The sequence below is a fragment of the Xenorhabdus sp. BG5 genome (assembly GCF_015163665.1).
Classification (GTDB): Bacteria; Pseudomonadota; Gammaproteobacteria; order Enterobacterales; family Enterobacteriaceae; genus Xenorhabdus.
This window is the reverse complement of the sequence record NZ_JADEUG010000014.1, coordinates 1-26,741: the sequence shown is the minus strand read 5'-3', so window position 1 is coordinate 26,741 and position 26,741 is coordinate 1. Positions and strand designations below refer to the sequence as shown.

28 protein-coding genes and 1 tRNA gene are annotated in these 26,741 nt (G+C 44.2%); 18 read left to right on the top strand and 11 right to left on the bottom strand.

From position 1 onward, the window contains the following. Positions 1–121: 121 nt before the first annotated feature. Entirely contained in the window at positions 122–1,006 is an 885-nt protein-coding gene (locus tag IQ209_RS09210) for an MBL fold metallo-hydrolase (protein WP_193851021.1), read from the top strand. A 703-nt stretch (positions 1,007–1,709) separates the two neighbouring features. Here the strand turns inward: IQ209_RS09210 and IQ209_RS09205 are convergent. Then, a complete protein-coding gene (locus IQ209_RS09205; protein ID WP_228005800.1) occupies positions 1,710–2,216 on the bottom strand; it encodes an A24 family peptidase in 507 nt (168 codons plus the stop codon). Between the two features lie 288 nt (positions 2,217–2,504). On the opposite strand from IQ209_RS09205, the gene rsmE reads away from it, so the two are divergent. The 4 genes from rsmE to ruvX all read left to right on the top strand — a co-directional run bounded on the left by rsmE (position 2,505) and on the right by ruvX (position 5,298). After that, the gene (gene rsmE / locus IQ209_RS09200; protein WP_193851020.1) at positions 2,505–3,236 is read left to right on the top strand and encodes a 16S rRNA (uracil(1498)-N(3))-methyltransferase; all 732 of its coding nucleotides are present in this window, start codon (positions 2,505–2,507) and stop codon (positions 3,234–3,236) included. A 9-nt stretch (positions 3,237–3,245) separates the two neighbouring features. Further along, the gene (gene gshB / locus IQ209_RS09195) at positions 3,246–4,205 is read left to right on the top strand and encodes a glutathione synthase (RefSeq protein WP_193851019.1); all 960 of its coding nucleotides are present in this window, start codon (positions 3,246–3,248) and stop codon (positions 4,203–4,205) included. A 107-nt stretch (positions 4,206–4,312) separates the two neighbouring features. After that, entirely contained in the window at positions 4,313–4,876 is a 564-nt protein-coding gene (locus IQ209_RS09190) for a YqgE/AlgH family protein (protein ID WP_193851018.1), read from the top strand. Continuing rightward, positions 4,876–5,298 (top strand): Holliday junction resolvase RuvX, encoded by a 423-nt coding sequence (gene ruvX, locus IQ209_RS09185; RefSeq protein ID WP_193851017.1) that lies wholly within the window; start codon positions 4,876–4,878, stop codon positions 5,296–5,298. The genes IQ209_RS09190 and ruvX overlap by 1 nt, the downstream gene beginning before the upstream one ends. 57 nt (positions 5,299–5,355) lie before the next feature. Here the strand turns inward: ruvX and IQ209_RS09180 are convergent, their stop codons facing one another. Beyond that, the gene (locus IQ209_RS09180) at positions 5,356–6,354 is read right to left on the bottom strand and encodes a type IV pilus twitching motility protein PilT (RefSeq protein WP_193851016.1); all 999 of its coding nucleotides are present in this window, start codon (positions 6,352–6,354) and stop codon (positions 5,356–5,358) included. 22 nt (positions 6,355–6,376) lie between these two features. On the opposite strand from IQ209_RS09180, the gene IQ209_RS09175 reads away from it, so the two are divergent. The 5 genes from IQ209_RS09175 to hemW all read left to right on the top strand — a co-directional run bounded on the left by IQ209_RS09175 (position 6,377) and on the right by hemW (position 10,311). Next, positions 6,377–7,072, top strand: a complete 696-nt coding sequence (locus tag IQ209_RS09175) for a YggS family pyridoxal phosphate-dependent enzyme (protein WP_193851015.1) — start codon at positions 6,377–6,379, stop codon at positions 7,070–7,072. Positions 7,073–7,111: 39 nt separating this feature from the next. Then, entirely contained in the window at positions 7,112–7,933 is an 822-nt protein-coding gene (gene proC, locus IQ209_RS09170; protein ID WP_193851014.1) for a pyrroline-5-carboxylate reductase, read from the top strand. Between the two features lie 32 nt (positions 7,934–7,965). Then, positions 7,966–8,529 carry a YggT family protein gene (locus tag IQ209_RS09165; RefSeq protein WP_193851013.1) on the top strand — a complete coding sequence of 188 codons (564 nt, stop codon included), beginning with the start codon at positions 7,966–7,968 and terminating at the stop codon, positions 8,527–8,529. A gap of 65 nt (positions 8,530–8,594) precedes the next feature. After that, positions 8,595–9,188, top strand: coding sequence for an XTP/dITP diphosphatase (locus tag IQ209_RS09160; RefSeq protein WP_193851076.1), 594 nt, complete (start codon positions 8,595–8,597; stop codon positions 9,186–9,188). Continuing rightward, positions 9,181–10,311, top strand: coding sequence for a radical SAM family heme chaperone HemW (gene hemW, locus IQ209_RS09155; RefSeq protein ID WP_193851012.1), 1,131 nt, complete (start codon positions 9,181–9,183; stop codon positions 10,309–10,311). The genes IQ209_RS09160 and hemW overlap by 8 nt, the downstream gene beginning before the upstream one ends. Before the next feature lie 43 nt (positions 10,312–10,354). Here the strand turns inward: hemW and IQ209_RS09150 are convergent, their stop codons facing one another. Together IQ209_RS09150 and IQ209_RS09145 are read right to left on the bottom strand one after the other, a co-directional pair. Continuing rightward, a complete protein-coding gene (locus IQ209_RS09150; RefSeq protein ID WP_193851011.1) occupies positions 10,355–10,906 on the bottom strand; it encodes a 3-isopropylmalate dehydratase in 552 nt (183 codons plus the stop codon). After that, positions 10,903–12,201, bottom strand: a complete 1,299-nt coding sequence (locus tag IQ209_RS09145; protein WP_193851010.1) for an aconitase/3-isopropylmalate dehydratase large subunit family protein — start codon at positions 12,199–12,201, stop codon at positions 10,903–10,905. The genes IQ209_RS09150 and IQ209_RS09145 overlap by 4 nt, the downstream gene beginning before the upstream one ends. A 223-nt stretch (positions 12,202–12,424) precedes the next feature. Between IQ209_RS09145 and IQ209_RS09140 the strand changes: the two genes are divergently transcribed. Then, the gene (locus IQ209_RS09140; protein WP_193851009.1) at positions 12,425–13,342 is read left to right on the top strand and encodes a LysR family transcriptional regulator; all 918 of its coding nucleotides are present in this window, start codon (positions 12,425–12,427) and stop codon (positions 13,340–13,342) included. A gap of 62 nt (positions 13,343–13,404) precedes the next feature. Here the strand turns inward: IQ209_RS09140 and IQ209_RS09135 are convergent, their stop codons facing one another. From IQ209_RS09135 to trmB, 6 genes are all read right to left on the bottom strand, one after another. Next, positions 13,405–14,184: an L-threonylcarbamoyladenylate synthase gene (locus IQ209_RS09135; RefSeq protein ID WP_193851008.1), complete on the bottom strand. Its 780-nt coding sequence runs from the start codon at positions 14,182–14,184 to the stop codon at positions 13,405–13,407. A 40-nt stretch (positions 14,185–14,224) separates the two neighbouring features. Beyond that, positions 14,225–14,713 carry a YbhB/YbcL family Raf kinase inhibitor-like protein gene (locus IQ209_RS09130; protein WP_193851007.1) on the bottom strand — a complete coding sequence of 163 codons (489 nt, stop codon included), beginning with the start codon at positions 14,711–14,713 and terminating at the stop codon, positions 14,225–14,227. A 333-nt stretch (positions 14,714–15,046) separates the two neighbouring features. Beyond that, the gene (locus IQ209_RS09125; RefSeq protein WP_193851006.1) at positions 15,047–15,784 is read right to left on the bottom strand and encodes a DUF2884 family protein; all 738 of its coding nucleotides are present in this window, start codon (positions 15,782–15,784) and stop codon (positions 15,047–15,049) included. Between the two features lie 37 nt (positions 15,785–15,821). Then, entirely contained in the window at positions 15,822–16,748 is a 927-nt protein-coding gene (gene glsB / locus IQ209_RS09120; protein WP_370588412.1) for a glutaminase B, read from the bottom strand. A gap of 92 nt (positions 16,749–16,840) precedes the next feature. After that, the gene (locus IQ209_RS09115) at positions 16,841–17,167 is read right to left on the bottom strand and encodes a YggL family protein (protein ID WP_074020197.1); all 327 of its coding nucleotides are present in this window, start codon (positions 17,165–17,167) and stop codon (positions 16,841–16,843) included. After that, positions 17,167–17,886 (bottom strand): tRNA (guanosine(46)-N7)-methyltransferase TrmB, encoded by a 720-nt coding sequence (gene trmB, locus IQ209_RS09110; RefSeq protein ID WP_193851004.1) that lies wholly within the window; start codon positions 17,884–17,886, stop codon positions 17,167–17,169. Before trmB ends, IQ209_RS09115 begins: the two co-directional genes overlap by 1 nt. Before the next feature lie 241 nt (positions 17,887–18,127). Between trmB and mutY the strand changes: the two genes are divergently transcribed. The 7 genes from mutY to IQ209_RS09075 all read left to right on the top strand — a co-directional run bounded on the left by mutY (position 18,128) and on the right by IQ209_RS09075 (position 25,228). Next, the gene (gene mutY, locus IQ209_RS09105) at positions 18,128–19,168 is read left to right on the top strand and encodes an A/G-specific adenine glycosylase (RefSeq protein ID WP_193851003.1); all 1,041 of its coding nucleotides are present in this window, start codon (positions 18,128–18,130) and stop codon (positions 19,166–19,168) included. Between the two features lie 26 nt (positions 19,169–19,194). Then, entirely contained in the window at positions 19,195–19,467 is a 273-nt protein-coding gene (locus IQ209_RS09100) for an oxidative damage protection protein (protein WP_047770725.1), read from the top strand. A gap of 111 nt (positions 19,468–19,578) precedes the next feature. Further along, positions 19,579–20,652 (top strand): membrane-bound lytic murein transglycosylase MltC, encoded by a 1,074-nt coding sequence (gene mltC / locus IQ209_RS09095; protein WP_193851002.1) that lies wholly within the window; start codon positions 19,579–19,581, stop codon positions 20,650–20,652. Between the two features lie 164 nt (positions 20,653–20,816). Then, a tRNA-Phe gene (locus IQ209_RS09090) sits at positions 20,817–20,892 on the top strand. A gap of 165 nt (positions 20,893–21,057) precedes the next feature. Beyond that, positions 21,058–22,329 carry an integrase arm-type DNA-binding domain-containing protein gene (locus tag IQ209_RS09085; protein ID WP_193851075.1) on the top strand — a complete coding sequence of 424 codons (1,272 nt, stop codon included), beginning with the start codon at positions 21,058–21,060 and terminating at the stop codon, positions 22,327–22,329. Between the two features lie 146 nt (positions 22,330–22,475). Beyond that, a complete protein-coding gene (locus IQ209_RS09080) occupies positions 22,476–22,682 on the top strand; it encodes an AlpA family transcriptional regulator (protein WP_193851001.1) in 207 nt (68 codons plus the stop codon). 107 nt (positions 22,683–22,789) lie between these two features. Beyond that, positions 22,790–25,228: a toprim domain-containing protein gene (locus IQ209_RS09075; protein ID WP_193851000.1), complete on the top strand. Its 2,439-nt coding sequence runs from the start codon at positions 22,790–22,792 to the stop codon at positions 25,226–25,228. 426 nt (positions 25,229–25,654) lie between these two features. Here the strand turns inward: IQ209_RS09075 and IQ209_RS09070 are convergent, their stop codons facing one another. Continuing rightward, positions 25,655–26,539 carry an IS982 family transposase gene (locus IQ209_RS09070; protein ID WP_193850999.1) on the bottom strand — a complete coding sequence of 295 codons (885 nt, stop codon included), beginning with the start codon at positions 26,537–26,539 and terminating at the stop codon, positions 25,655–25,657. Positions 26,540–26,741 lie beyond the last annotated feature (202 nt).

Sequence of the window (26,741 nt, the reverse complement as noted above, 5' to 3'; positions counted from 1 at the left end):
GCCCTAATTCACTCGATTTATGCAACAAATAGTTGCTGGTTATGGGGTTTTTAAATCGGAATATGCAACTTATCATACATGCCATTCAAGCACACAAGCTTTTTGCTATAGGAATTCGACGATGGCTCGCAAAACAACATTAAACATCGCTCTGGCAGCGACACTCTCCTTGGGGATGGCTTCAATAGCTCAAGCAACCGATCTGAAATTGGATATTTACAATCCAGGTGAAAGAGGTGTCTTTCCTGTTTCTTCCGAAATTATTAGTGGTGATCATGAAGTTGTCCTGATTGATGCTCAATTTAAGAAAAATGATGCCCAAGAGCTGGTAAAAATGATCCAGCAAACCAGCAAAAAACTGACAACGATCTATATCAGCCAATCCGATCCTGATTTTTACTTTGGTCTTGATGTGATCACCGAAGCTTTCCCTGACGCCAAAGTTATCGCATCACCAGAAACCATCAAAGCAATCAATGAAACCAAAGATGGCAAGCTGGCTTATTGGGGTGGAATTCTTGCAGACCAGGCCCCCAAAAAGATCGTCGTACCAGAGCCACTGAAAGGAAATTCCTTCACTGTTGATGGTGAAAAACTGATTGTTGAAGGTTTAAATGGCCCAGCCGCAGATCGTACTTTTGTCTGGGTTCCTAAATTAAAAGCCGTTGTGGGTGGTGTGACTGTTTCTGACAATATTCATGTATGGATTGCAGATACCCAGACCAAAACATCACGCCAGCATTGGCAACAAACATTGGATCGCATCAAGAGCCTGCAACCTAAAACTGTTGTACCAGGCCACTATCTGGGGGACTCATCAATGACGTTGGATTCAGTGACTTTTACCCAGAATTACCTGGCCACATTGGAAAAAGAGTTACCGAAAGCAAAAGATTCCAATGCGCTGATTGCAGCCATGAAAAAACACTATCCAGATTTGGCTGATGAATCTAGCCTTGAACTCAGTGCCAAAGTATTAAAAGGCGAAATGAAGTGGCCTCAGTAAGTTAGAAGTCATCACGGGCGTTGCGGATAGTAGCGCCCGTATAACCATCTTTGAAATATTACCTTAATGCTCCCTCTCTTTAATTTTAATGAATCCAAAACGAAAAATAAAAAACAAAACCCCAGCACCAATTCTTAATAAAACCAGTATCAAAATCCTTTTTAATACTTTATATTTACCCCCATATAAAAACCGATAACACATTAACTTTAAAAATGAAAAAACTTATTAAATAAACACAATTACTTTTTAATTGATGTGATATTTAGCGCCTTTTTATAATTTGAAATAAATAATAAACTTAAGTTGTGATCAATAGTCCATAATCCAATAAATCAGCTTGAATAAAAATCTCACTTTTTTTAAATTTGCAGTCAGCGGAGAGATAAGCCAGCAGCCTAAAGCTAACCAGATGCTTCCAACATCTAGAATATGCAGGGCAAGCAGCTTAAAGCCAACTAGATGCTTCTAACGTCTAGCGCATACAGAATAAACAGCCTAAACCAACTAGATGCTTTTAACATCTAATGTACACAGGATGCGCTGCTCAAGCTAACAGATGCTTCCAACGTCTGGCATATGCAGAAAAGCAGCTTAAACCAACTAGATGCTTTTAACATCTAGCATGTACAGAATGTGTACCGTAGGTTAGGTTCCTGTTCTCTCCGCCATTTTTTATCTATTTACCACTTTACAGATGATACTATACTCTGCCAATACCATACCCCAGCAATACTATCGCGGATAAACATAAATAAGGCCCAAATGCGATAATCTCAGGAAAAGATTTTCTTTTCACTCCAATTATTACAAACCCAAACAATCCAGATAATGAAGCCATTATCATCAATATCGGTATCATTTCCACACCCAACCAGGCACCGATTGCCGCTGTTAATTTAAGATCACCATAACCGATTCCTTCCTTATTTAAGGTATATCGACACAACCAATACAAAGACCACAAAAAAAGATACCCTGATATGGCACCGTATATTGCACTCTTTATCGGAATTAAATTACCATCAATATTAACCAAAAGCCCAAACCATAATAAAGGAAGAGTGATAACATCTGGCAAGCAATATGTTTTAATATCGATAATGGCCAATAACAACAAGGTACTACAGAAAAACATAACAATTATATAATCTACGTCAATTAAAATAGAACCCTTCCTTTTTTTCACCTGTAAAAAATTAAAATCCATTTATAAATAACATCCTTGTTACCATCTTCTTTCCTTATTTCCTGACATCAATCAGGACAAGATGAATATTAATTTTTCATTCCGGTTATTGGCAATAAAAATTTATCTAAAAAAGCAATTATAAAATAAATATGCGAACCAGCTCGCAAAGAGATATTTTGTATTCCTTAAGCCAAGAGATAACTTGATCACGCAAACAGCGCTCATTTATCATGATGATGAATCAATTTGTTCATATGGCTGTTTGCGCCATGCCGGAAGAATCCGGAAAAAGAAGGAAAAAAGAATATGCGAATACCCCGCATCTATCACCCTGAACGGCTCTCAACAGGAGTGGAAGTTTATTTGAGTGATGACGCTGCCAATCACGTTGGTCGCGTGCTTAGAATGAATAATGAGCAATCATTGCAACTCTTTGATGGCAGTAATCAGGTTTTTGATGCAATAATCACGGATGCCAGTAAAAAAACGGTTAAAGTGTCTATCCTTGATGGCAAATTGTCTGATCATGAATCACCATTGAACCTGCATCTAGGGCAAGTCATGTCCCGCGGTGAAAAAATGGAATTTACAATCCAAAAATCTGTTGAATTGGGTGTCAACACGATTACTCTACTCCTGTCTGAACGTTGTGGCGTAAAACTGGATACAGAAAGGTTGGATAAGAAATTACAACAATGGAAAAAAATTGCCATTGCTGCCTGTGAACAGTGCGGACGTAACCGAATCCCTGAAATCCGCCCTGTTATGCCACTTGAAACTTGGTGCGCAGAAAACGATGGCAGCCTAAAATTGAATCTGCATCCTCGTGCCAACCATAGCATCAATACCCTCCCACTTCCTGTGGAAAAAATACGCCTGCTGATTGGTCCTGAAGGGGGTTTGTCTACCGAAGAAATAGAAATGACAGCAAAATATCAATTTACTGATATCCTGTTAGGGCCTCGTGTTTTGAGGACAGAAACGACGGCACTCACCGCAATTACCGCATTGCAAGTACGTTTTGGTGATCTGGGTTAAGGAGAAAAAATGATCAAGCTCGGTATTGTGATGGACCCTATTTCATCCATCAACATCAAGAAAGACACTAGTTTTGCCATGCTGCTGGAAGCACAAAAACGCGGATGGGAAATCCATTATATGGAAATGCATGACCTCTACCTGCATCAAGGGGAGGCTCGCGCCCGTACACGTTTGCTCACGGTAGAAGAAAATCCACAACAGTGGTATCAGTTTGGCAGTGAGCAAGAAATCGCTCTTGATACTTTGCAAGTTATTTTGATGCGCAAAGATCCACCTTTTGATACTGAGTACATCTATGCAACCTATATTCTGGAAAGGGCAGAAGCCAAAGGCAGCCTGATCGTTAATAAACCCCAAAGCCTGCGCGACTGTAACGAAAAGCTGTTTACTGCCTGGTTCCCGGAATGGACACCCGATACGCTAGTCACCCGCAGTGCCAAAAAACTACGCGAATTCCACCAAAAGCATGGCGATGTTATTTTCAAACCTTTGGATGGTATGGGGGGCGCTTCCATCTTCCGTCTGAAACAAGATGATGCCAATATCGGCGTTATTATTGAAACGCTGACTGAACATGGCAACCGTTATTGTATGGCACAAAATTTTCTGCCTGCCATTAAAGATGGAGATAAACGCGTACTGGTTGTTGATGGTGAACCTGTACCTTATTGCCTAGCTCGTATCCCTGCTCAAGGAGAAACTCGTGGTAATCTGGCGGCAGGTGGCCGTGGAGAGGCTAACCCATTGTCAGAAAGCGATTGGGCAATTGCCCGTGCAGTTGCTCCGGTATTAAAAGAGAAAGGATTAATTTTTGTTGGACTGGATATCATTGGTGACCGTTTAACTGAAATCAACGTAACCAGCCCAACCTGTGTACGTGAAATAGAAACAGCTTTCCCTGACATCTCTATTACCGGCATGCTGATGGATGCTATCGAAAAACGATTGGAAAAACAGATAGCATAACAGGCCAAACAACGTTCGTTTCCTGACAATATTTGCCATTTATAATCAGAGCCCACATACTGTGGGCCAGTCATTCTTACATTGCCAAAATAATTATCAGAAAACACATGAATCTACAGCATCATTTTCTTATTGCCATGCCTTCGCTCTCTGATCCTTATTTCAATCGTTCTGTGGTTTATATCTGCGAACATGATCAAAACGGGGCAATGGGTTTAATTATCAATAAGCCAATCGCCAGCGTTTCTATCCAAAGTATCTTACAAAAATTAGATATCACCCCTAAAGATAGAGACAGTACGATTAATCTCAATCGGCCAGTGATGGCGGGTGGTCCCCTGTCTGAAGAGCACGGTTTTATTTTGCATACGCCGCAATCAGGTTTCAGCTCCAGTATTCAGATCTCTGAACACACCATGATCACAACATCCAAAGATATGCTGGAAGCTCTGGGTACATCACGCCAACCGCAAAATGTTTTAATGACACTTGGATACTCAAATTGGGAAGCCGGTCAGTTAGAAAGGGAAATTATGGAAAACAGTTGGCTTACTGTCAGCGCTGAACCTTCCATCATTTTTGATATCCCTATCGCTACCCGCTGGCATGAAGCGGCTTCTTTACTGGGGATTAATATTTACAATCTCTCATCACAAGCAGGACACGCCTGATGAAAAACCGTACAATCATCGCTTTTGATTTTGGAACTCGCAGTATTGGCGCTGCCATCGGGCAAGAAATCACAGGTACAGCCAGAGCATTAATCTCTTTCAAAGCCAACGAAGGTTCCCCCAATTGGGAACTTATTGGGAAACTACTTAAAGAGTGGCAGCCCGATCTGGTTATTGTTGGTCTGCCACTCAATATGGATGGCACAGAACAACTGGTCACCGCACAAGCCCGTAAGTTCGCCAATCGCATACATGGCCGTTTCGGGGTACAAGTTGAACTGCATGATGAACGATTAACCACCGTGGAAGCACGCTCTCACCTTTTTGATCACGGTGGCTACAAGGCACTGAATAAAAGTAAGGTTGATGCCACTTCCGCTGTTATTATTCTGGAAAGCTGGTTTGAACAGCGGTATCAGTAATAGCACTATTCGTAATAGCCATACTCATCATTAGGCATGGCTGTTACTGCAAGCGGTTTATTCCAGCAACCCCAACGACTTACGTTGTTGTCGGCTTTGTTCGTAAGTCTGCATACCGCAATTTGCACCAGTCTGCATTAATGATGCTATTTGATGATTCTTGCCTTCTCTTACCAAATGGCTAACAGCCTGATTGATGACCAAAATTTCATAAATGGCCACCCGGCTTCCTTCTTTAGCAGGAAGCAGTTGCTGAGAAATAACGGCCTTTAAACTTCCAGCCAACTGACTACAAATCCAACCTTTTTCTTCTGCGGAAAAAACATCAACCAGGCGATCTATCGCCTGAATGGCGCCACGGGTATGCAGCGTCGACAACACCAAATGCCCCGTTTCAGCCGCAGTCAGAGCCAACCTGATCGTCTCCTTATCCCGTAATTCTCCCAGCAGGATCACATCAGGATCTTGGCGTAATGCTCCTTTCAGCGCGGTTTGATAATCCGTGACATCCTTACCCATCTGCCTTTGCTGTATCAAACAGTTTCGGCTTTGGTGAACAAATTCTATGGGATCTTCCAGCGTGATGATGTGCTTACAAACATGGCTATTCAACGCATTAATCATAGCTGACAACGTCGTGGATTTACCGCTTCCCGTCGCACCTGTCACTAATATCAATCCACTCATCTCCTGCAAGGTAAGGTGCTGGATGATGTCAGGCGCATAAAGTTGTTCCAATGTCGGGCACTTATTCTCAATCAGTCGCAATACCAATGATAAATGAGATTGTTGATAGAATAGATTTCCCCTGAGTCGCCGTTTATCTGGCATCGTCACCACAAAATCGACATGACCGTGCTGATGTAACTGCTGTTTCTGCGTATCCGATAATATTTCTTCACTCCACGTGATAAGAGTATTAGGTTGAATTTCCTCACATTGTCTCTGTGGGTATAACACACCATTGATACGCAAAACCGGCACTTGCCCGACACAAAGATGCAGATCGGAGGCATTATGCTTTACACTAAGGGACACCCATTTTTCCATATTCATTTTTTTATCTCCTGAGTCAACTATGAACAATATCGAACAAAATCTTCACGATGTCAGGAACCGCATGGCACTTGCAGCGCAAAAATGCGAACGTTCTCCAGAAGAAATTACCTTGCTTGCAGTCAGTAAAACCAAACCTGTGGATGCCATCGCAGAAGCCATCGCCAATGGTCAGCGGGAATTTGGTGAGAATTACGTGCAGGAAGGAGTTGAAAAGATCCAATACTTTAATAACCATGACGATTTAGTGTGGCACTTTATTGGCCCATTACAATCTAACAAGAGCCGTCTGGTTGCAGAAAATTTTGACTGGTGTCATACCGTTGACAGGGCAAAAATTGCTCAACGTTTAAACGAACAACGTCCTGAAAATAGATCGCCTCTTAATGTCCTGATCCAGATTAATATTAGTAGAGAAGAGAGCAAGTCAGGCATTTTACTGGAAGAGTTAACCGAATTGGCTGCAACTATTGATGGGTTACCTAATTTGGTATTGCGCGGCTTGATGGCAATACCGGCACAGGAAAGCAACTTTGAACGCCAAATAGCCACTTTTCGCCAAATGGAAAAAGCCTTGATTGAACTAAAAGCGCAGTATCCCCAAGTCGATACACTATCAATGGGCATGACGGATGATATGGAAGCCGCTATTACTTGTGGTTCTACACTGGTTCGGATTGGAACGGCAATATTCGGTGCCCGTCAATACAAGTCTTAACATACCTGAAATTAACTGATTAATAGACGAGATTATCTAATGGAAAATCGTAAAATCACCTTTATTGGCGCAGGCAATATGGCTCATGCCATCATTGCCGGGTTAGTCAGAAAAGATTATCCTGCTGAACTCATCACTGTCTGTTCTCCAACAACCACCCGCCGTGATGTGCTGGCAAAAGAATATGGCATTAATAGTCAAGGCGATAATATTCGTTACGCACAAGAAGCCGATGTCATCGTCCTGGCGGTTAAACCGCAAATGTTGGCCGAAGTTTGTAGATCACTGCATTCATACGTCGATTTCAGTGGAAAACTGGTTATTTCTATTGCTGCTGGTATTCCAGTGTCCCGTTTTTATACGTTTTTGCAGGATAATCTTAATATTATCCGCATCATGCCAAATACCCCTTCGCTTGTAGGGCAAGGGATGAGTGGATTGTTCGCACCTGAGCATGTCGGGCAAGCTGATCGCGACTTTGCAGCATCGCTAATGCGCAGTGTCGGGAAAGTCTGCTGGGTAAATGATGAAAACGGTATCAACGATATTATCGCCATCGCAGGCAGTGCTCCTGCTTATTTCTTCCTGTTCATGGAATCGATGCAACAAGAAGCGGAACGTCTGGGATTTGACAGTGAAACAGCCAGAGAACTTGTTCTGCAAGCAGCCACAGGTTCAGCTAAACTTGCTGAAACGCAAAAAGATCTTCCTTTTGCTATCCTGCGAGAGCAGGTAACATCTAAAGGCGGTACAACGGCTGAAGCATTGCGCATTTTTTATGAAGGCAAGCTGCCTGAAATGGTGTCCAATGCCATGCAAGGAGCCATCCGCCGAGCACAGGAAATGGAAAAATTATTTTAATTCAATTGGTTTAATTCAATCAGGGCTGCTACATGCAATTCTTAAATTTCGTCTTTTTCACCGTTCTGGAGTTATATATTGCCGTTTTACTGCTGCGTGTCTGGATGCAGTGGGCACGTTGCGATTTTTATAATCCATTCTCACAATTTATTGTTAAAATTACCCAACCTGTGGTGCGCCCATTACGCAGATTCATTCCTGCCATTGGTCCCATTGATACCGCGTCCGTGCTTTTCTCCTATCTGCTGATTCTTATCAAGATCTTGTTGCCTATATGGTTAGCCACAGGGCAATTTCTCGTTCCTTCCGGCGCCATATTCTTGTTTGGCGTGATTGAATTACTGACCGCTGCCGGAAAGCTCATATTCTGGTTAGTGATCGCTCGCGCGTTATTAAGCTGGATCAGCCAGGGACGCAACCCTGTAGATTATGTCCTGATTCAATTAACTGAACCACTCATGGCACCTATCCGCCGCATTATCCCTTCAATGGGCGGTCTTGATTTCTCTGCCATGATTGTCATTCTTATTCTCTACGCACTCAATGCCCTGCGCTACGATGTCATGGGATGGCTGGCTGCCATGTTTGCAGGATAAAAAGATAGACAGATCAATAAGATACATAAATTAATTGGACATACAGGTTAATTAAATAAATGGCAATGCAAAAAGTTGTTCTCGCCACGGGAAATGCAGGTAAAGTACGTGAATTGGCTGATTTATTAGCTGATTTTGGCTTAGATATCGTGGCCCAAACCGAATTAGGTGTGGAGCCAGCCGATGAAACTGGCCTTACTTTTATTGAAAACGCCATCATCAAAGCCCGCCATGCCGCCGCAGTAACGGGGTTACCTGCAATTGCTGACGATTCAGGGTTGTCTGTTGACGCATTAGGTGGCGCGCCAGGCATTTATTCTGCTCGCTACGCAGGCAGTGATGCCTCCGATCAGGAGAATCTGGAAAAATTATTGCAAGCCATGCACGATGTTCCTGATGAACAACGTCAGGCTCAATTCAATTGTGTGCTGGTCTTCTTACGCCACGCAGAAGATCCTACCCCTCTGGTATTTCATGGTCGCTGGTCAGGCATGATTACCCGTGAACCGGCTGGAAAAGGCGGTTTTGGTTATGATCCCATTTTTTATGCCCCTGAATTTAACTGTACAGCTGCCGAGCTAACTCGTGAGCAGAAAAATACCGTTTCACACCGTGGGAAAGCATTAGCCATGTTGTTGGAAGCCATGCGTAATGCTTAAGTTGCCTCCTCTAAGTCTTTATATCCATATTCCGTGGTGCGTGCAAAAATGTCCTTACTGTGACTTTAATTCACATGCCTTAAAAGGGGATGTGCCGCATCAGGAATATGTTGATCATCTATTGGCGGATTTGCATGCGGATCTGTCAATGATTGGTGATCGTGAAGTATCAACGATTTTTATCGGTGGAGGCACGCCGAGCCTGTTAAGCGCCGAAGGTATGCAACGATTGCTTGATGGCGTCAGGGCTGCACTGCCACTCTCGCCGCAAGCAGAGATTACCATGGAAGCCAATCCGGGAACCGTGGAAGCCGATCGTTTCAGTGCTTATCAGCAGGCGGGGATTAATCGCATCTCCATCGGCGTACAAAGTTTCGGGTCAGATAAACTTATCCGTTTGGGACGTATTCACGGTCCAGAAGAGGCGAAACGAGCGGCAAAATTAGCTAACGGGCTTGGATTACGCAGTTTTAATCTGGATTTGATGCATGGCTTACCCAACCAGACACTCAAGGAAGCACTGAATGATTTGCGTCAGGCTATCGAGTTATCTCCCCCTCATCTATCCTGGTATCAACTGACGATTGAGCCTAATACCAGTTTTGGCTCCCGTCCTCCGGTTTTACCGGATGATGATGCACTATGGGATATTTTTTCCCAAGGCCATCAATTACTGACAGAAGCGGGTTATCAACAATATGAGACGTCGGCCTATGCCAAGCCAGGTTATCAATGCCAGCATAATCTCAATTACTGGCGTTTCGGTGATTATTTGGGGATTGGTTGTGGTGCACATGGCAAGATTTCGTTTGCGGATGGCCGTATTCTCCGTACCGTGAAAACCAAACATCCACGCGGTTATATGCAGGGGCGTTATCTGGATCAACAAAATCAAGTGGATAATGCAGATCGTCCATTTGAATTTTTTATGAACCGTTTCCGCCTGCTGGAATCGATGCCACGTCAGGATTTCAGTGATTTCACTGGGTTACCAGAAAGTGTCATTCGCCCACAAATCGACGAAGCCTTGTCGAAAGGCTATATCACTGAAAGCGATACTCACTGGCAAATCACTAAGCACGGAAAACTGTTCCTGAATTCCTTACTGGAGCTGTTTCTTTAGGAAAAAAACTGCACCTTAAAATTCAGGGTGCAGTTTTTTCATACTATTTAATTCTTCCCGACGCACGAGCGTAAGAAAATAGCCCTCCGGCAGAGACAATATTAGCAAGTTCACCAATAGGATCAGTTCGATATTTTTCACCCTCTTTCAGCAAAGTAACGGTCTGGTTTTCAATATCAATCTCAATACTGTCACCTGTGACTAATTTTTCACACAAGCGCTCCTGAGCTGCAACAGGCAATAACTCTCCGGTTGATACACAATTTCGGAAGAATATACGGGCATAAGATTGAGCAAGAACCGCTTTCACACCTGAAGCACCTAATGCGGCAACCGCATGTTCACGCGAAGATCCACAACCAAAATTCTGCCCTGCCACAATGATCGGATATTTCGCTTTTCCTTTACTTTCATCAATAAAAGGCAACGAACCTTCCGGCAGTCCACACATCGCCAGCGAAGCCAGTTGAGCATACCCTTCAGGAGTGGAAGGGTTGACCTTGAGATACTCGGCTGAGAGGATTTGGTCAGTATCAATATTATCGGTCAAGACATAAACTTCACCCCGAATGATATTTTCCTTTAACTCACTCATAAAAACTCCTCAGGATTTGTTATTTGACCAGTAATCGCTGCCGCGGCAACAGAATAAGGGGAAGCCAGATAAATGTTGGCACGTTTATGCCCCATTCTGCCGACAAAATTACGATTGGTGGTGGATATCACTGATATTGGATCATTGACACGGCCAAACGTGTCTGGCGGGCCACCACAACAAGCGGCACATCCTGATTCAGCGGAGAGTTTCACACCTGCATCGCTTAAAATTTGGTAGACAGAAACGCCATCGATTTGGGTGGTAATCGTCCTATGGAAAACTTCTTTTGTTGCAGGCACGGCATAAGTCGGAATAGTTACCTTATGCCCTTTGATAACGCGTGCTGCCGCAACAAAATCTTCCAGCTTACCCCCCGTACAAGAACCAATATATGCCTGAGAAATGGCGACATTGGCTACCTGGTCAATGGAAACGACATTATCTGGCGAATGGGGTTTGGCAATCTTTGGCTGCATCGTGGAAACATCAATATTTAACACGCGGCTATATTGTGCATCTTCGTCAGGGTAGACAATTTCAAACGGGAGATTATTGCGTTCTGCCAAATAATCCAAAGTCGCCTGATTGGGAACCATAATGCCGTTTTTAGCGCCGCACTCAACGACCATATTGCAAATCGTCATGCGTTCTTCTACCGATAACTCATCAATGACGTTACCACCAAACTCGATGGCCTGATAGGTCGCACCATCAACCGTCAATTCTGACAATACCGATAAAATCATGTCTTTAGCCAAAACATGGGCTGGCTTGGTTCCGGTAAAATTGACCCGAATGGTTGTTGGCACCTTAAGAGGAATTTCTCCCGTACCTAACGCATAAGCGGCGTCAGTAATACCTAACCCAATGGCAAATGCCCCAAAAGCACCCGCGGTCACAGTATGAGAATCTGTGCCCAGTAATACCTCGCCAGGGCGAATATGCCCTCCTTCTGCGAGTCCTATATGGCACACACCTTTATAATTAGGCGTCCCGACATCATAAAAATATTTTATGTTCTGCTCAGCGGCAAATTCACGCATAACCCGAATATTTTGGTTAGCCTGTGGATCTGCTGAATAGACAAAATGGTCTGGAATTAAAATAAAGCGTTCAGGATCCCATATCTTCGCATCTTGCCCGAACTCCTTTTTAAATACACTGGCTACACCCGGTGTGCAGGGATCATGAGACATCAGAATATCCACTTTCGCCCAAACCACTTCACCCGGAGTGACTTGTGCACGCCCACTTGCCCGTGCAAGAATTTTTTGTGTAATAGTTTGGCTCATCTCACATTGCCCTCTGAAAGATAAAAACAGACTCAATAGATTGTCATCCTAACAAGATTACGATGCCTTAACGTAGGGAAATACCATCGTATGGTTCACTGTTTCCAGTATGGGACAGTTGTTCACAAAATGGGAAATTCTTACCCATTGAATCTGACCTATCACTACAGGATATGTGATATGTTATAGGACGGTTCCTACGCGTAAATCATCAGGTTATTGCATGAATAATATTGAAAATCTTACCTCTATGGTGATCTTTGCCCGTGTGGTAGAGACACTGAGTTTTACCGAAGCAGCAAAATCATTAAGGCTATCCAAGTCTTCCGTCAGCCGCGAGATTGCACAATTAGAAGTAAGATTAGGTACCCAATTACTCAACCGCACTACACGTAAAATTCAAGTCACCGAAGTTGGGATGAGTTATTACCAATACTGCCAGCGGCTCCTTACCGAAGCCCAAAACGCTGAACATTTTATACGTAATTTCCATGAACAACCGATGGGAAGTTTACGCTTGATTGCTCCAGTATCCTTTGGCAGCCAGTGTATTGTCCCCGCCCTGAATCACTTTGTCGCCGGAAATATTCATATCAGCGTTGATCTGGAACTAACCGACAGAACCATTAATATGGAAGAAGATCAATGTGATATTGCCATCATCATAGGGCGTGAGACGCCACAATATCCACTTGTCATGCCTTTAATTGATATCACTTGGGGACTTTACGCTACCCCAGACTATATCAACCAATTTTCCGCAATAGAGAAACCCGAAGATCTTCCTCGTTACGATTATCTGTTATTTCGTGGCCCTGCACATACTATTTCCCTGCCATTCCGTAAGGAAAGAAATAAGCTGGATATTGAAGTACGTAGCCGATTTCGCATCAATAACAGTGTGGCGCTAATGAATTCCGCTCTGGCTGGGGCTGGCATTGCCTATCTACCCGACTATGTTACCCATGAAGCCGTGGCAGAAGGTAAATTAGTACGGCTTCTCCCAGAATGGGACATGGATATTTATCAGGCATGGATACTGTTTAAATCAGAGGATACGCTATCTTCGCGTGTACAACAGTTTGCAAACTCTCTACAACGTAAGCTTAGACAAGATTTGGAGAGAGGAAAAAAAGCGTAACGACAGATATCAATGCGGGCACAACAGCACCCGCCAAAGATATTATCTGTAAGAGATATTAATCAATAGTAATTGCCGTGGCGGTAATCCCAGGTAGTGAAAATATCGGACATCATCGCCATGATTTTATGTACATCCAATCCCTTGCGGATTAACACCGGACACGGGGTAATATCACGTTGCCCTTGTTGCAGTGGAACTAATTGACCATTTTCATCGACCATTGAAACCATAACACCTTGTTCATAACGGGTTTGCTCAGTTTCATTTGGCTGAATAGATTTAACATAGTCATTAGCGCAAATAATCAGATCGGCCCTCTCTTCTATCCTCTCACCGATACATTCAACCAAACCGCGATTTCCCTTACCTGATGGATTAGCTGAGCTGGCAAAAGAGAACTTGCCATATTCTTCCCACAATTCTTTTGCCAGGATTTCGCCAGGCTTACCAAATTTAATGACGAAACAGCTCGTACCACGCTGATCCATCATCAGTTCTTTAGAACCATCATCTGGGATACGGGCTATCGCTTCTTCTTTCCACGGCAAGATACAACCTAACAGTACGTCTTCATCCCAATGTCTTTGATAAAGTTCTTCAATTTCCGCATTAAGTTGGGCCAGCTCTTTCAACTGTTCCAAAGAACCACATAATACAACACCGGGCTTGTTACGATTACGCTGTTTAGCCTCAAATTTACGCTCCAGACCTTGCGCATCGGATGTCATGATAATGTAGCCAACTTTGGTTGGGCAGACGATCATGCCCCCATTATTAGAAAGGATCTCTACCGCTTCCGGCTGTAATCCATAGTTCCATTGAATTTTTTTGCTGCTCATATTGATACCCCTTACTGGAAACGGAAGAATGATTAATCAGTTAACGCTGGTAGTAGCCGGTAATAGATGCTGTTGCCAGGGTATTGGCCTGGATCATAAAACGCGCAACGGCATTTGTTGTTTCAGCATCAACTCCCGGTAATTTTTCTACCGCTAAAGCATGTACAGTGAAAATATAGCGATGAGCTTTATCCCCCACAGGTGGGCAACAACCACCGAAACCAGACAGACCATAATCATTTCTGCTCTGAGTTGTACCGATTGGTAATTGGATACCATCACTTTGCCCTGCATTTGCAGGTAAGGATTGTGTTTCAACGGGAATATTGAAAGCGACCCAATGCCAGAAGCCACTACCCGTTGGTGCATCAGGATCATAGACAGTTATCGCAAAACTTTGGGTTCCGGCTGGTGCGTCCGCCCAGGAAAGTTCGGGGGAACGGTTATCACCATTGCCATCAAATTGATTAAATTCATGCTCTTTTTTCAAGAAATCATTATTCTTAAATTCAGTTGAACGAATAATCATGTTTATATCCCCCATTGGATGCCTTTTGAAATATCCTAACGTAGATTTTCTGTGTCGCAAGGCTAAATCATGATTTAGCCTGATTGTTTCAATTTAGGAACAATATCAGTTTCGGAATAATAAGTGAGTCGAGTTTACAAGGCATCAGCAACGGCATTGGGTAGCAAAAAGCAGTGATGCAATAACAATTGGCAGGATTTTTTCATTAGTGACACCTAAATTAAGTCTATTAATAAAAGGTGACGTACATTCCAGGTGGCAATATTAATATGTCAACAAAATAAGAATCAATTTCATATCGATTCTTATTTGCCTGTAGGGTAAAAAACTATTTTACTTAATCGCATTCATAAGACTAATGCGCTGTTGTTCTAATTGACTGGCTTTACTACATACTTCCACTTTTAAGCGTTTTAATTCTTGCTCCTGCTTTTTCCATTCTGCATCAAAACCATTTTGCATACCGCCTAACCCGCCAAGAAGAGACATTAGCATCTGTTTGCCATCACCATTTTGCTCGCTATTTTTCCGGCTCATTTCATTAATGCTATCTTGCAAGATACCGCCAAGGCTCTGTTCAATCAGTTTTTTGCCTTCAGGTTCTACCTGCTTGACTGCCTGAGCATTAAAAGCAAAGCCATTAGCACGGGTTTCAATCACTTTATCAACTTGTTTACTGAGGCCAGATTCCAATTGAGATAGACGGTTACGGATATTACTTTCTTTACCCATTGTTTCGACCACCACTTTATCCAGTGACTGTCGTGCATTCGCCAAATGACTTAGCGCTTCTTTCTTAACCCAAGGTAAATCCTGACGGATCGTCTGTTGATATTGTTGGGCTTTACTACGTTGTCCTGTATCCAGCGATAACACCTTACCATCTCTGGTTATGGAACCATCAGGCAATATCTTTAAGTTTCCACTCGCCCCTGTAATCTGGACAGAATTTGGCGTGACAATAATGTCATCATTAAGCGTCGCATGACATTCAGAATTCGCCTGTGCCTGAGTAACAATGGCTTGAGACACAAATATCAATGTTGCAGCAATCGTGATCCTGCGTAACATACCTTCTCCTGATTTCTAAAGTTAAAACACTGACAGGTTAAAAGATAGAGCGTCCAATACGCCCGGCTAATTTTTCCAGTGCTGCACAACCTGCCAATGAGTTACCGGATTTATCCAGCTCAGGCGACCATACTGCAACCGTAAATTCTCCCGGCACCACACAGATAATGCCGCCACCCACACCCGATTTCCCTGGCATACCGATCCTGAAAGCAAACTCGCCAGAACCATCGTACATACCACATGTCAACATAAGCGCATTAATCTGGCGAGTTTGTCGAAGACTCAAAATTTGTTGGCCAGAACCCAGCATTCTCCCCTGGTTGGCTAAATAAATAAAACATTGAGCCAATTCAACACAATTCATCTTTAAGGCACAGTATTGGAAGTATGTTTGCAAAACGGTAATAACATCATTCTCAAAATTACCGAATGATTTCATCAGGTAAGCTATCGCGGCATTGCGGCTGGAATGCTCCATCTCTGAGCGGGCAACGATATCGTCATAGCAAATCCTTTTTTGCCCGGTGAGGCTACGGACAAACTCCAACATTCTATGCTTAGGGGCACTTAAGCGAGATTGCAGCATATCGCAAATAATCAAGGCTCCCGCATTAATAAAAGGATTACGGGGAATTCCCTTTTCCAGCTCCAACTGTACCAATGAGTTAAACGGCTGCCCCGAAGGTTCCGTACCCACCCGTTGCCAGATATCCTCTTCCTTATAACGTGTCATCGCTAATGTTAAGCTCAACACTTTAGAAATGGATTGGATGGAGAAGCGTTTTTCTGCATCTCCCGCTTTAAAAATTTGCCCATCGACCGTACAAATGGCCATTGCCAAATTGTCTGCCGGAACTTCTGCCAGAGCAGGAATATAATCCGCGACTCTTCCTTGACCAATCAAAGGGCGCACTTCTTCTAAGATATCTGCCAACAACGAATTAGAGAACCTTACCTTCACCACGTTTTCTCCAGACAAACAGGGGCCCCTAAAGAGCCCCTGCATACAGCGCTATTTTTACGTAATACGCTTTTTCTTAATGCAACAGCGAATCAATCCCACCACACATCAAACAGTTCTGATGTGATAACGTCTTCCATACCGCGATCTTTCAGCCAATTCTCAACCAACTGGCGATGTTCTTCCGTACATTTGCCGATTTTTTGCAGACAGACAATACCTTCCCATTGCAAATAACCGCTGGCATCCAGAGCAAGGCCATTTGGCTCGATCAGTTCTTCAATCAAGGCATCAACCGTGCTATCAACAACCTCAACGGAGGTATCAGCCGGAAAATTCCACTTTACTGAAAAACCCAATTCCTGAAACTCATCAATACGCAATTTTTTACGCAGACGACGACTACGGTTTTTAGCCATTATTTTACCCTCTCAAACATTAGATCCCATACGCCATGACCTAACCGCTGACCACGCGTCTCAAATTTTGTGACCGGGCGCGACTCAGGACGTGGCACATAATCACCGTTTTCCGATAAGTTGCGATACCCTTCTGCTGCGCTCATCACCTCCAGCATATGCTCTGCATATGGCTGCCAGTCGGTCGCCATATGGAAAACACCACCAATTTCCAGCTTACTTCTCACTAATTGAGCGAATTCAGGCTGCACAATTCTACGCTTGTTATGACGCGCTTTATGCCACGGATCAGGGAAGAAAAGCTGAACCATTGCCAGGCTCTGATCTGGGATCATGTTGTTCAATACTTCGATAGCATCATGGCACATCACTCGCAGATTACTGAGATTTTCATCTTCTGCGGATGCCAAACACGCTCCAACTCCCGGCGCATGAACTTCGATTCCCCAAAAGTTTTTATCTGGATTTTCGCTTGCCATTGTGACCAATGATGCGCCCATACCAAAACCGATTTCCAGCACAACAGGGGCTTTGCGGCCAAAGATCTCTTCCATATTGGACAATTCTGCCTGATAGTCCACGCCCATCTCTGGCCACACATTATCAAGCGCTTGCTGCTGGCGACTCGTTAACCGCCCCTGCCGACGCACAAAACTACGGACACGGCGCAACGCCCTGCCATTTTCATTATATTCTGGTGAAATTACGTTATTTATCATGGTACTTTTGTCAGTTTTAAAGACATTTTTCAGGCATCCGGGACGTTATATACCGCAGGAGTACCCAAAGAGAGCGCAATTATGCAAAGATGGCTGAGTTTATCAAGTTCAGTGTTCATAAGCACAACTTTAATGCTATGTTGCGTACTGCTTCGAAACAAAGTTCGGGTTTACACTGAGGTTACACTATGTTGCAATCCCGCTCACAAAACAATTACCAGATATAAAGACAATTATTCTAATGATGGAAGCTGAGCAATTTTCACAAGTGGTACTTGAGTGGTATCACCGCTACGGCCGCAAAACTCTGCCGTGGCAGTTGGAAAAAACATCCTATCACGTCTGGCTTTCAGAGGTGATGCTGCAACAAACTCAAGTTGCGACAGTCATTCCCTATTTCCAAAAATTTATTTCACGTTTTCCCGATGTTACTTCTTTGGCTGCTGCCCCACTGGATGAGGTTCTCCACTTATGGACTGGCTTAGGATATTACGCCCGTGCCCGTAACTTACATAAAGCCGCACAACAGATTGTGACATTACACAATGGTAAATTTCCGACGACCTTTGATGATGTTGTTGCCCTGCCCGGTGTAGGGCGTTCAACTGCCGGAGCCATTCTCTCATTGTCCCAAGGCAAGCATTTCCCGATCCTTGATGGTAACGTGAAACGTGTTTTGGCTCGCTGCTACGCTGTTGACGGCTGGCCGGGGAAAAAAGACGTTGAAAACCAGTTATGGGATATCAGCACGCGCGTAACTCCCAAGCAAAGTGTCGAATATTTTAACCAGGCGATGATGGACTTGGGCGCTATAGTTTGCACCCGCAGCAAACCAAAATGTGAGATTTGTCCACTTAATACGGGTTGTATCGCTTATGCCAATCATAGTTGGGCAAACTATCCGGGGAAAAAACCGAAACAAAGCATTCCTGAAAAAACAGCCTACTTTTTATTAATGCAACATGGCGATAGGGTCTGGCTGGAGCAGCGCCCACTTTCTGGTATTTGGGGTGGTTTGTTTGCTTTCCCACAATTTGCTGATCAAGTATCACTGGAACAATGGCTGAAAAACTCAGGTATCTCACACGGCAAACTTGAACAACTGACAGCATTTCGCCACACATTCAGCCATTTTCATTTAGATATCGTTCCGATTAAAATCGATATCTTAACTTTTGATTCCTGCATGGATGAAAGTAAGGGACTTTGGTATAACTTACGTCAGCCAGCAACTATTGGATTGGCAGCTCCCGTTGAGTACCTTTTGCAACAATTGGGTTAAGTTGCCCACTATTTTGAGGATTAATTATGAGCAGAACGATTTTTTGCACTTTTTTACAACGAGAAGCGGAAGGCCAAGATTTTCAGCTCTATCCAGGGGAATTGGGCAAGCGTATTTTCAATGAGATTTCAAAAGAAGCATGGCAACAATGGATGAGTAAACAAACCATGCTAATTAATGAAAAAAAACTCAATACCATGAATCCAGAAGATCGCAAACTGCTTGAACAAGAGATGGTGAAATTCCTGTTTGAAGGACATGACATTAAAATCGACGGTTATACACCTCCGGAACAATAATATTACTATTCGATTAGTATAGATTGGCAAAATAAGAGCCATTTTGTATGGCTCTAAACGTTGATTGAAGCTTCAATATCTAACGGCATTAATATCCAACGGCATTGTAAAATGAAAAGACTGCTGGCCCTGATCCTCCTTGCCCCACTTCTAATTTCCTGTTCTAGCAAAAAAGATGTTGAATACAGCGATGAATATATAAAAGACACCAATGGATTCGATATTTTGATGGGACAATTTGCCCACAATATTGAAAATATTTGGGGGTTGCAGGAAGTTTTAATCGCAGGCCCAAAAGATTACGTTAAATATACAGATCAATATAAAACCCGCAGCCATATCAATTTTGAGACGGGAAACATTACGATTGAAACCATTTCTCCCATTGAACCCACTGAACATTTACGCAAAGCAATTGTTACGACTTTGCTGATGGGAGATGATCCAGGAACTATCGATCTTTATTCCGACGCCAACGATATTCAGATCAGCAAAGAACCCTTTCTATATGGACAGGTTCTGGATAACACTGGTGAGCCCATTCGCTGGGAGTGGCGTGCACGTCATTTTGCCAATTATCTGATTCAAAATAAATTGCAAAAGCGTCAATCGGGATTACACGTCATTTGGTCAGTCACCATACAGTTGGTTCCCAACCATTTGGATAAACGTGCCCATAAATATCTTTCTATCGTTCGCAAAGCATCCATAAAATATGGCGTTGATGAATCTCTGATCCTTGCCATCATGCAGACCGAATCCAGTTTTAACCCTTATGCCGTCAGCCGTTCTGATGCCTTGGGGCTTATGCAGGTAATGCAACACACTGCCGGACGGGATGTTTTCAAAATGCAAGGAAAATCAGGCCAGCCTGGTCGCAATTATCTCTTCGATCCTGAGAACAACATTGATACCGGCACCGCCTATCTATCAATATTACAAAATACCTATTTAGGAGAAATCAAAAACGCTACCTCACGTCGGTATGCCATTATCACGGCTTACAATGGCGGAGCAGGTAGTGTATTGCGCGTATTTTCCAATGATAGAAAGAAGGCGGTTCAAATCATCAACTCAATGGAACCCGGTGATGTTTATTCAACCTTGACCAATAAACACCCTGCTGCTGAATCACGTCGCTACTTGATAAAAGTGAACAATGCACAGAAAAACTATCGCAGATAGTTGATAACCAATTAGCGGATAATAGAGAAATAACGATGGGGAGACGATTGTCTCTCCATCTTGTTTAGATTTATAGCTGATTGTGTGAATTAAAAGCATATGGATAAATTTATGCAGAAAGTGTTTGACGGATTGGGCTGAATACGGTTTAATGCGCCCCGTTAGCCCGGATAGCTCAGTCGGTAGAGCAGGGGATTGAAAATCCCCGTGTCGGTGGTTCGATTCCGCCTCCGGGCACCACTTCAACTTCCAGTGAAGTCCAGCCCAGTCAAACAATTTCTCTCAAACCCAATAAAATCAATACCCTTTCTTATTTTTACGTCTAGTTTCGTCTGTTGCAATCAAGATGCAGCGAAGGGCATAATTCGGGGCACCTACCATTCGATTACCGGAATGCCCTTAATAATGAAATTAAACGCACGACAAATCGAAACTGCCAAACCCAAAGAAAAAACCTACAAACTTGCCGATGGCGGTGGTCTCTATTTAGAAGTCTCGTCACGCGGCTCAAAATACTGGCGTATGAAGTATTACCGCCCCACCGACAAGAAAGAAGACCGTCTGGCATTTGGCGTCTATCCGGCGGTATCGCTAGCCGATGCCCGCGCTAAACGCGATGAAGCCAAAAAGCTGATGGCGCAAGGCATCGATCCCAAAGCCGAGAAACGCTGTGCCCCCTCGCCTGCCAAAACAAATACCTTTGAACAGGTCGCCCGTGCATGGCACGCCAGCAACAAGCGCTGGAGCGACCGCCACCGCGAAACCATCCTACGGAGCCTTGAGCAGTATATCTTTCCTCATATCGGCGCCCGCGATATTACCACACTGCGCACCAGCCAGCTTTTAGCGCCAGTCAAAGCCATTGATGAACAGGGCAAACACGATATCGCCCAGCGGTTACGACAACGTGTCACCGCTATCATGCGCTATGCCGTCCAGAACGATATTCTAGAATCCAACCCGGCTAATGATATGGCCGGCGCACTCACTACCACAAAATCTCGTCACCATCCCGCCCTGCACCACGAAGACTTACCTGACTTTTTGGCTCGCTTATCTGCCTATCGCGGTCGCCTGCTGACCAAGATTGCGGTAGAGCTGGCGCTGCTAACATTTGTCCGCTCCAGCGAACTGAGATTTGCCCGCTGGCAGGAAATCGACCTTGAAAACGCGGTCTGGAAAATTCCCGCCACACGAAAACCCATCAAAGGCGTTCGATTCTCAGAGCGCGGCATGAAAATGAAAACCGATCACATTGTGCCCCTGAGCCATCAGGCAGTTCGGCTTATCAACGCCTTGCATAAACTGAGTGGTAACTGTGACGTGATGTTTCCCAGTGATCATGGTTCCGCGAAAGTCATGAGTGAAAACACCGTCAATAGTGCGTTACGCAATATGGGCTACGACACCCAAACCGACGTCTGTGGACACGGATTCCGCACAATGGCGCGTGGTGCGATGGGGGAATCCGGCCTGTGGAGTGATGATGCCATTGAGCGCCAGCTCAGCCATATCGAACGCAACAACGTTAGAGCGGCGTATATTCATACATCCAAACATCTGGACGAACGGCGGCTGATGGTGCAGTGGTGGGCGGATTATTTGGATGCCAACCGGGAAAAGGCCATTACACCGTATGACTTCGCCAAACCGCTGCGTGACAGAAAGAATCGTTAGTACAATTTGTAACCCGTTAATTTTCATCGGGAGAAAAACAATTAACGCTGTTCATTAAGTCTTGCTTTTTGGAATAATCCGCCTGTCATCAAACAACGTCCACGATGAGCGCTCAGGGACTCGGTAACAGTAACAGGAGAAAAAATATGACAATGGCAGCATTGCAGGAAAGTTTTATTCGTTTGCCAGAAGTTCAACGCAGAACGGGTTACAGCAAGGCGTGGATCTACAAACTGATTAGCGACGGAGAATTCCCAAAACAGGTCAAAATCGGCCCGCGTTCCATAGCCTTTATTGAATCGGAAATTGATGACTGGATCGCCCAGCGTATTGCGGCATCACGGGCGGCATAACACAGAAAAGACTATGACATAAGAAACAGAATATAAAACACAACGCCCCGAAGTGCGTCCAACACTGCGAGGCGTTTCACCAACAATCATTAAGCAAGGTAAAAATGATGGCTGATACACAGCATACCCAAACTCGCCCTAAATTTACAGTTCAAAAAACAGCTGGCACTCAAAAACCGATTGACTTGATCCAGACAGTGAAAACTTCCGCCATGTATTCCTGGGCAAATCTGCTGCCCGCATGTGGTATCGACATTCCCGCCAAGGGAAAACATGGCGCTTGCCCCGTCTGCGGTGGCACCGACCGTTTTCACTTTATCGATGATCACCATCATGGCAACTGGCATTGCCGCCAGTGTGACGCCCCGAACTACGGTGACGGGCTGGATTTAGTGGCAAAAACCAAAGGGATCTCGATTACAGAGGCGGCAAAAATTATTGCTAATATACTGGCGCTACCTTTGCCCGAACCCAAGCCAGCCAAAGAAACCCATTATCCCACACAGCCGATTGCCGAAAGAGTGGCGGCACTGATGGCACAAACTGTCGCCGGGCAATCGCCCTATCTGGCGGCAAAGGGTCTACAACACCTTGATCAGCGACTACTGTTCGATAATTCCACCGTGCTGGCACTGACAGCCCTGGATAAAAAAGTCACAGGGGCGCAGGTCATCACACCCAATGGCGAGAAAAAACTCCTGTCCGGCAGCCAGAAAAAAGGCGCGTTTATTCCCGTGTCAGCGCTGGAAGCGCACCCGGATACGGTCATTATTACCGAAGGTTACGCCACAGCACTCACTGTTAACCAGCTCTATAAAGGTACTGTTCTGGCGGCACTGGATGCAGGTAATTTGTTCTCTGTCGCCAAAGCCGTTCGGGAGCGGTGGCCGGACATAAAAACCATTATTGCAGCAGATAATGACTGGCATCGCCCCGACGAGCTGGATAAGAACGGGAAACCCAAAGTAAATGTCGGCAAGATCTCAGCAGAAAAAGCCGCCCTTGCGATTAATGGTTGGGTTACGTTGCCACCGACAGAGTACCAAGCCGATTGGGATGATTACCGCCAACAACACGGTGTAGACACAGCAAAACAAATCTTTGCTCAGGGGCTTTACCAACCGGCATCAACCAAGAAAAAAGCCGCTACTCAGTCCAATGAGGCAGAGCCTTCGAAGCTGACACTCTGCCAGATGGGAGCGAGTCAACGAGGAGAAGTATTACTGACACGTTATAACGGTGATTTGGCACTGGATGGTGCTTCGGAAACCGTTCATCACTATGACGGTATTGTTTGGCGTCCGGTCAGTGACCGTGATTTAAAACGGGAAATGGTTGCTGCCTTTATGGAAGAAAAACTACCGTACTCACCGCACGGTATTAGCTCTGCGGTGGATGCCCTGAAATTGCAGCTTCCCATGATGCAGCCGCCAGAACGCCACTTAATCGGGTTCAACAATGGAGTGTTTGACCTGAAAGCCTGCCAGTTCCGGCCTCATCGTAAAAGTGATTGGCTGCTGCTTGCCAACGATGTTGAATTCAATTCCCCCATTTCGGGGGAAACCCTGAAAGACCATGCGCCGCAATTCTGGCGTTGGTTGAATCGGGCAACAGCCAACTGTGAGAATAAATTCGATCGGGTACTGGCAGCACTGTTTATGGTGTTAGCAAACCGCTACGACTGGCAGCTTTTTCTGGAAGTGACCGGCGCAGGTGGCAGTGGCAAAAGCATCTTTGCTGAAATCTGTTCAATGCTGGCAGGAAAAGGCAATACCGTTTCTGCCAGTATGGCTGCTCTGGAAAACCCACGGGAGCGGGCGTTGATTGTCGGTTATTCGCTGATTATCCTGCCAGATCAGACCCGCTATGTGGGCGATGGTTCCGGTATCAAGGCCATTACAGGCGGGGATGAAGTTGCCATCGATCCGAAGCACAAACAGCCCTATTCAACCCGTATTCCAGCGGTGGTGCTGGCGGTGAATAATAATGCTATGAGTTTCAGTGATCGCAGTGGTGGTGTGTCGCGGCGTCGAGTGATTTTCAACTTTTCCGAAGTTATACCGGAAAATGAACGTGATACACTGCTGCGCGATAAAATCGCGGCAGAACTGCCCGTGATTATCCGGCATCTGCTGCATAGGTTTGCTGACCCACAAACCGCAAGGCGTTTACTGGCAGAACAACAGAAATCTGAAGAAGCATTGGATATCAAACGCGGCACCGATCCACTGGTTGATTTCTGCGGCTACCTGATTGCGTCCCATGAAGCTGACGGCCTGTTAATCGGCAATGCGGAAATTATGCCATTCAATCCCCGTAAGTACCTTTATCACGCCTACCTTGCCTATATGAAGGGCAATAACCTGAATAAACCGATTTCCGTAACGCGTTTTGGCATGGATATGCCGGGTGCACTAGCAGAATACGGTCAGCATTACCTGCGCAAAAAAAGCAAACACGGTATTCGTAGCAATCTGAGCCTGAATATCGATACCGTCATCGAATGGTTGCCACAACTAACAAGAGATAACCTGCCAGAAGAATAATTTTTCCTCATTACAATAATTTTTCAAAGAAATATCAAAAAGTATTCACCACTATTCACTCTGTAATTTAAATTAGATATATCAATGCATTATAGAGTGAATAGTTATTTTTAAACTGTTCACAAGTCTTCATCACTGTTCACCTTTTTCAGATTTGAGGTGAACGGTTGGGTGAAGAGTGGTGATGAGTTTGATTTCAAGTTATCATCGTTTAACAGTATGAATTTAAATGAAAATACTCAAAGGTGAATAGGGTGAACAGTTTTATCCCTATTTCTTTAATATAGTGGGATGTAAGCAAAAAGGTTTTCTCTGGCAGGTGTATTTCAGCTCTCCGATTTATCGGGCTAATGTATTAGCTCGGTCAATCGGAGAAGACAAGCGCAGCGCGTCAGTGTCATCCTACATAGGCCAAGATAATTAACCTCAGCTTTGTTTAAGAAGAGCCAGTTCAGAACTCCGTAAATTCAGGCTCGGTTTTTTAGGTTGGAATGTATAAGCAATTAGACCCGCGGTCATTTCCAACAGAAAACCGAGCTGACTGCGATGTCTTGAATGCTCTATCTGAGAAATATTCTTGAGCTGGTCGATGACCGTTTCTATCAAAAATCGCCTTCTTAACATCAACTTATCCCAGAGAGATAACGCTTTTGCTTTCATGTTACTACGGACATTAGTGATTAACGTGATCCCTTCAGCTTCTAATTCATCGCATAAGGCCTGTGATAAATATCCTTTATCACCATATAAACACCCCGTTAACCCTTTTGCCAGCGCTTTAACAGGGTGACGATCATCTTTATTTCCTGCGGTTAACTTCACGGCCAAAAGTTCACCGCAATCATTGATAACCAGATGAAGTTTAAAGCCATAAAACCAGCCCGTACTAGTTTTTCCCCGTTGTGCAACGCCCTCAAATACCCGATGGCGGGGAATACGAAGGTTGTGACAAACGGCAATTTTGGTGGAATCAATAAAAGCGATCCCTTGGGTTTTCGCCTTGCGTGATGAAAGAAAAGCGCATAAAGGAATAAGCGCCCTTTTCTTCAAGGTTAGCATTCGGGTATAGCTGACCAATCCGGGAAAATCGGCCTTAAGATATTGTTTTACATGTTCAATATAAAACGTTTTAAAATCACGATAATGGCTCATAGGGAATAAAATGAGGATCATCATGACCTCACTGAGAGAGAGGGAAGCTTCGCGGTGGCGTTTGAGTAATCCGTTTTCAATGAGCTGTTGATGCCAAAGAGGGATAAATTTTTGGCAAAAGTCATCGACACAGCAATAAAGTTCTTCTAAATTATACATGCCTGAGGATCTCCACGATTTTGTTTTCTTTAGCAAAAACTTTGATCGTACCTCAGGCACTTTAGTTCCCTTCTTAAGCAAATCTCAGGTTAATTAGCATCAAGATGACTACTCAGATACTTTCATGAATGAATTTATTATATAAATGCAAGTATTTTTGAAATTATAGTTATTACGTGAATTATGTAATTAATGTTTTATA

What these genes read in the sequence shown, in the direction of transcription:
- IQ209_RS09210 (WP_193851021.1), top strand. Translation starts at nt 122, where the DNA reads ATGGCTCGCAAAACAACATTAAACATCGCTCTGGCAGCGACACTCTCC.
- IQ209_RS09205 (WP_228005800.1), bottom strand. Translation starts at nt 2,216, where the DNA reads ATGGATTTTAATTTTTTACAGGTGAAAAAAAGGAAGGGTTCTATTTTA.
- rsmE (WP_193851020.1), top strand. Translation starts at nt 2,505, where the DNA reads ATGCGAATACCCCGCATCTATCACCCTGAACGGCTCTCAACAGGAGTG.
- gshB (WP_193851019.1), top strand. Translation starts at nt 3,246, where the DNA reads ATGATCAAGCTCGGTATTGTGATGGACCCTATTTCATCCATCAACATC.
- IQ209_RS09190 (WP_193851018.1), top strand. Translation starts at nt 4,313, where the DNA reads ATGAATCTACAGCATCATTTTCTTATTGCCATGCCTTCGCTCTCTGAT.
- ruvX (WP_193851017.1), top strand. Translation starts at nt 4,876, where the DNA reads ATGAAAAACCGTACAATCATCGCTTTTGATTTTGGAACTCGCAGTATT.
- IQ209_RS09180 (WP_193851016.1), bottom strand. Translation starts at nt 6,354, where the DNA reads ATGAATATGGAAAAATGGGTGTCCCTTAGTGTAAAGCATAATGCCTCC.
- IQ209_RS09175 (WP_193851015.1), top strand. Translation starts at nt 6,377, where the DNA reads ATGAACAATATCGAACAAAATCTTCACGATGTCAGGAACCGCATGGCA.
- proC (WP_193851014.1), top strand. Translation starts at nt 7,112, where the DNA reads ATGGAAAATCGTAAAATCACCTTTATTGGCGCAGGCAATATGGCTCAT.
- IQ209_RS09165 (WP_193851013.1), top strand. Translation starts at nt 7,966, where the DNA reads ATGCAATTCTTAAATTTCGTCTTTTTCACCGTTCTGGAGTTATATATT.
- IQ209_RS09160 (WP_193851076.1), top strand. Translation starts at nt 8,595, where the DNA reads ATGCAAAAAGTTGTTCTCGCCACGGGAAATGCAGGTAAAGTACGTGAA.
- hemW (WP_193851012.1), top strand. Translation starts at nt 9,181, where the DNA reads ATGCTTAAGTTGCCTCCTCTAAGTCTTTATATCCATATTCCGTGGTGC.
- IQ209_RS09150 (WP_193851011.1), bottom strand. Translation starts at nt 10,906, where the DNA reads ATGAGTGAGTTAAAGGAAAATATCATTCGGGGTGAAGTTTATGTCTTG.
- IQ209_RS09145 (WP_193851010.1), bottom strand. Translation starts at nt 12,201, where the DNA reads ATGAGCCAAACTATTACACAAAAAATTCTTGCACGGGCAAGTGGGCGT.
- IQ209_RS09140 (WP_193851009.1), top strand. Translation starts at nt 12,425, where the DNA reads ATGAATAATATTGAAAATCTTACCTCTATGGTGATCTTTGCCCGTGTG.
- IQ209_RS09135 (WP_193851008.1), bottom strand. Translation starts at nt 14,184, where the DNA reads ATGAGCAGCAAAAAAATTCAATGGAACTATGGATTACAGCCGGAAGCG.
- IQ209_RS09130 (WP_193851007.1), bottom strand. Translation starts at nt 14,713, where the DNA reads ATGATTATTCGTTCAACTGAATTTAAGAATAATGATTTCTTGAAAAAA.
- IQ209_RS09125 (WP_193851006.1), bottom strand. Translation starts at nt 15,784, where the DNA reads ATGTTACGCAGGATCACGATTGCTGCAACATTGATATTTGTGTCTCAA.
- IQ209_RS09115 (WP_074020197.1), bottom strand. Translation starts at nt 17,167, where the DNA reads ATGGCTAAAAACCGTAGTCGTCGTCTGCGTAAAAAATTGCGTATTGAT.
- trmB (WP_193851004.1), bottom strand. Translation starts at nt 17,886, where the DNA reads ATGATAAATAACGTAATTTCACCAGAATATAATGAAAATGGCAGGGCG.
- mutY (WP_193851003.1), top strand. Translation starts at nt 18,128, where the DNA reads ATGATGGAAGCTGAGCAATTTTCACAAGTGGTACTTGAGTGGTATCAC.
- IQ209_RS09100 (WP_047770725.1), top strand. Translation starts at nt 19,195, where the DNA reads ATGAGCAGAACGATTTTTTGCACTTTTTTACAACGAGAAGCGGAAGGC.
- mltC (WP_193851002.1), top strand. Translation starts at nt 19,579, where the DNA reads ATGAAAAGACTGCTGGCCCTGATCCTCCTTGCCCCACTTCTAATTTCC.
- IQ209_RS09085 (WP_193851075.1), top strand. Translation starts at nt 21,058, where the DNA reads ATGAAATTAAACGCACGACAAATCGAAACTGCCAAACCCAAAGAAAAA.
- IQ209_RS09080 (WP_193851001.1), top strand. Translation starts at nt 22,476, where the DNA reads ATGACAATGGCAGCATTGCAGGAAAGTTTTATTCGTTTGCCAGAAGTT.
- IQ209_RS09075 (WP_193851000.1), top strand. Translation starts at nt 22,790, where the DNA reads ATGGCTGATACACAGCATACCCAAACTCGCCCTAAATTTACAGTTCAA.
- IQ209_RS09070 (WP_193850999.1), bottom strand. Translation starts at nt 26,539, where the DNA reads ATGTATAATTTAGAAGAACTTTATTGCTGTGTCGATGACTTTTGCCAA.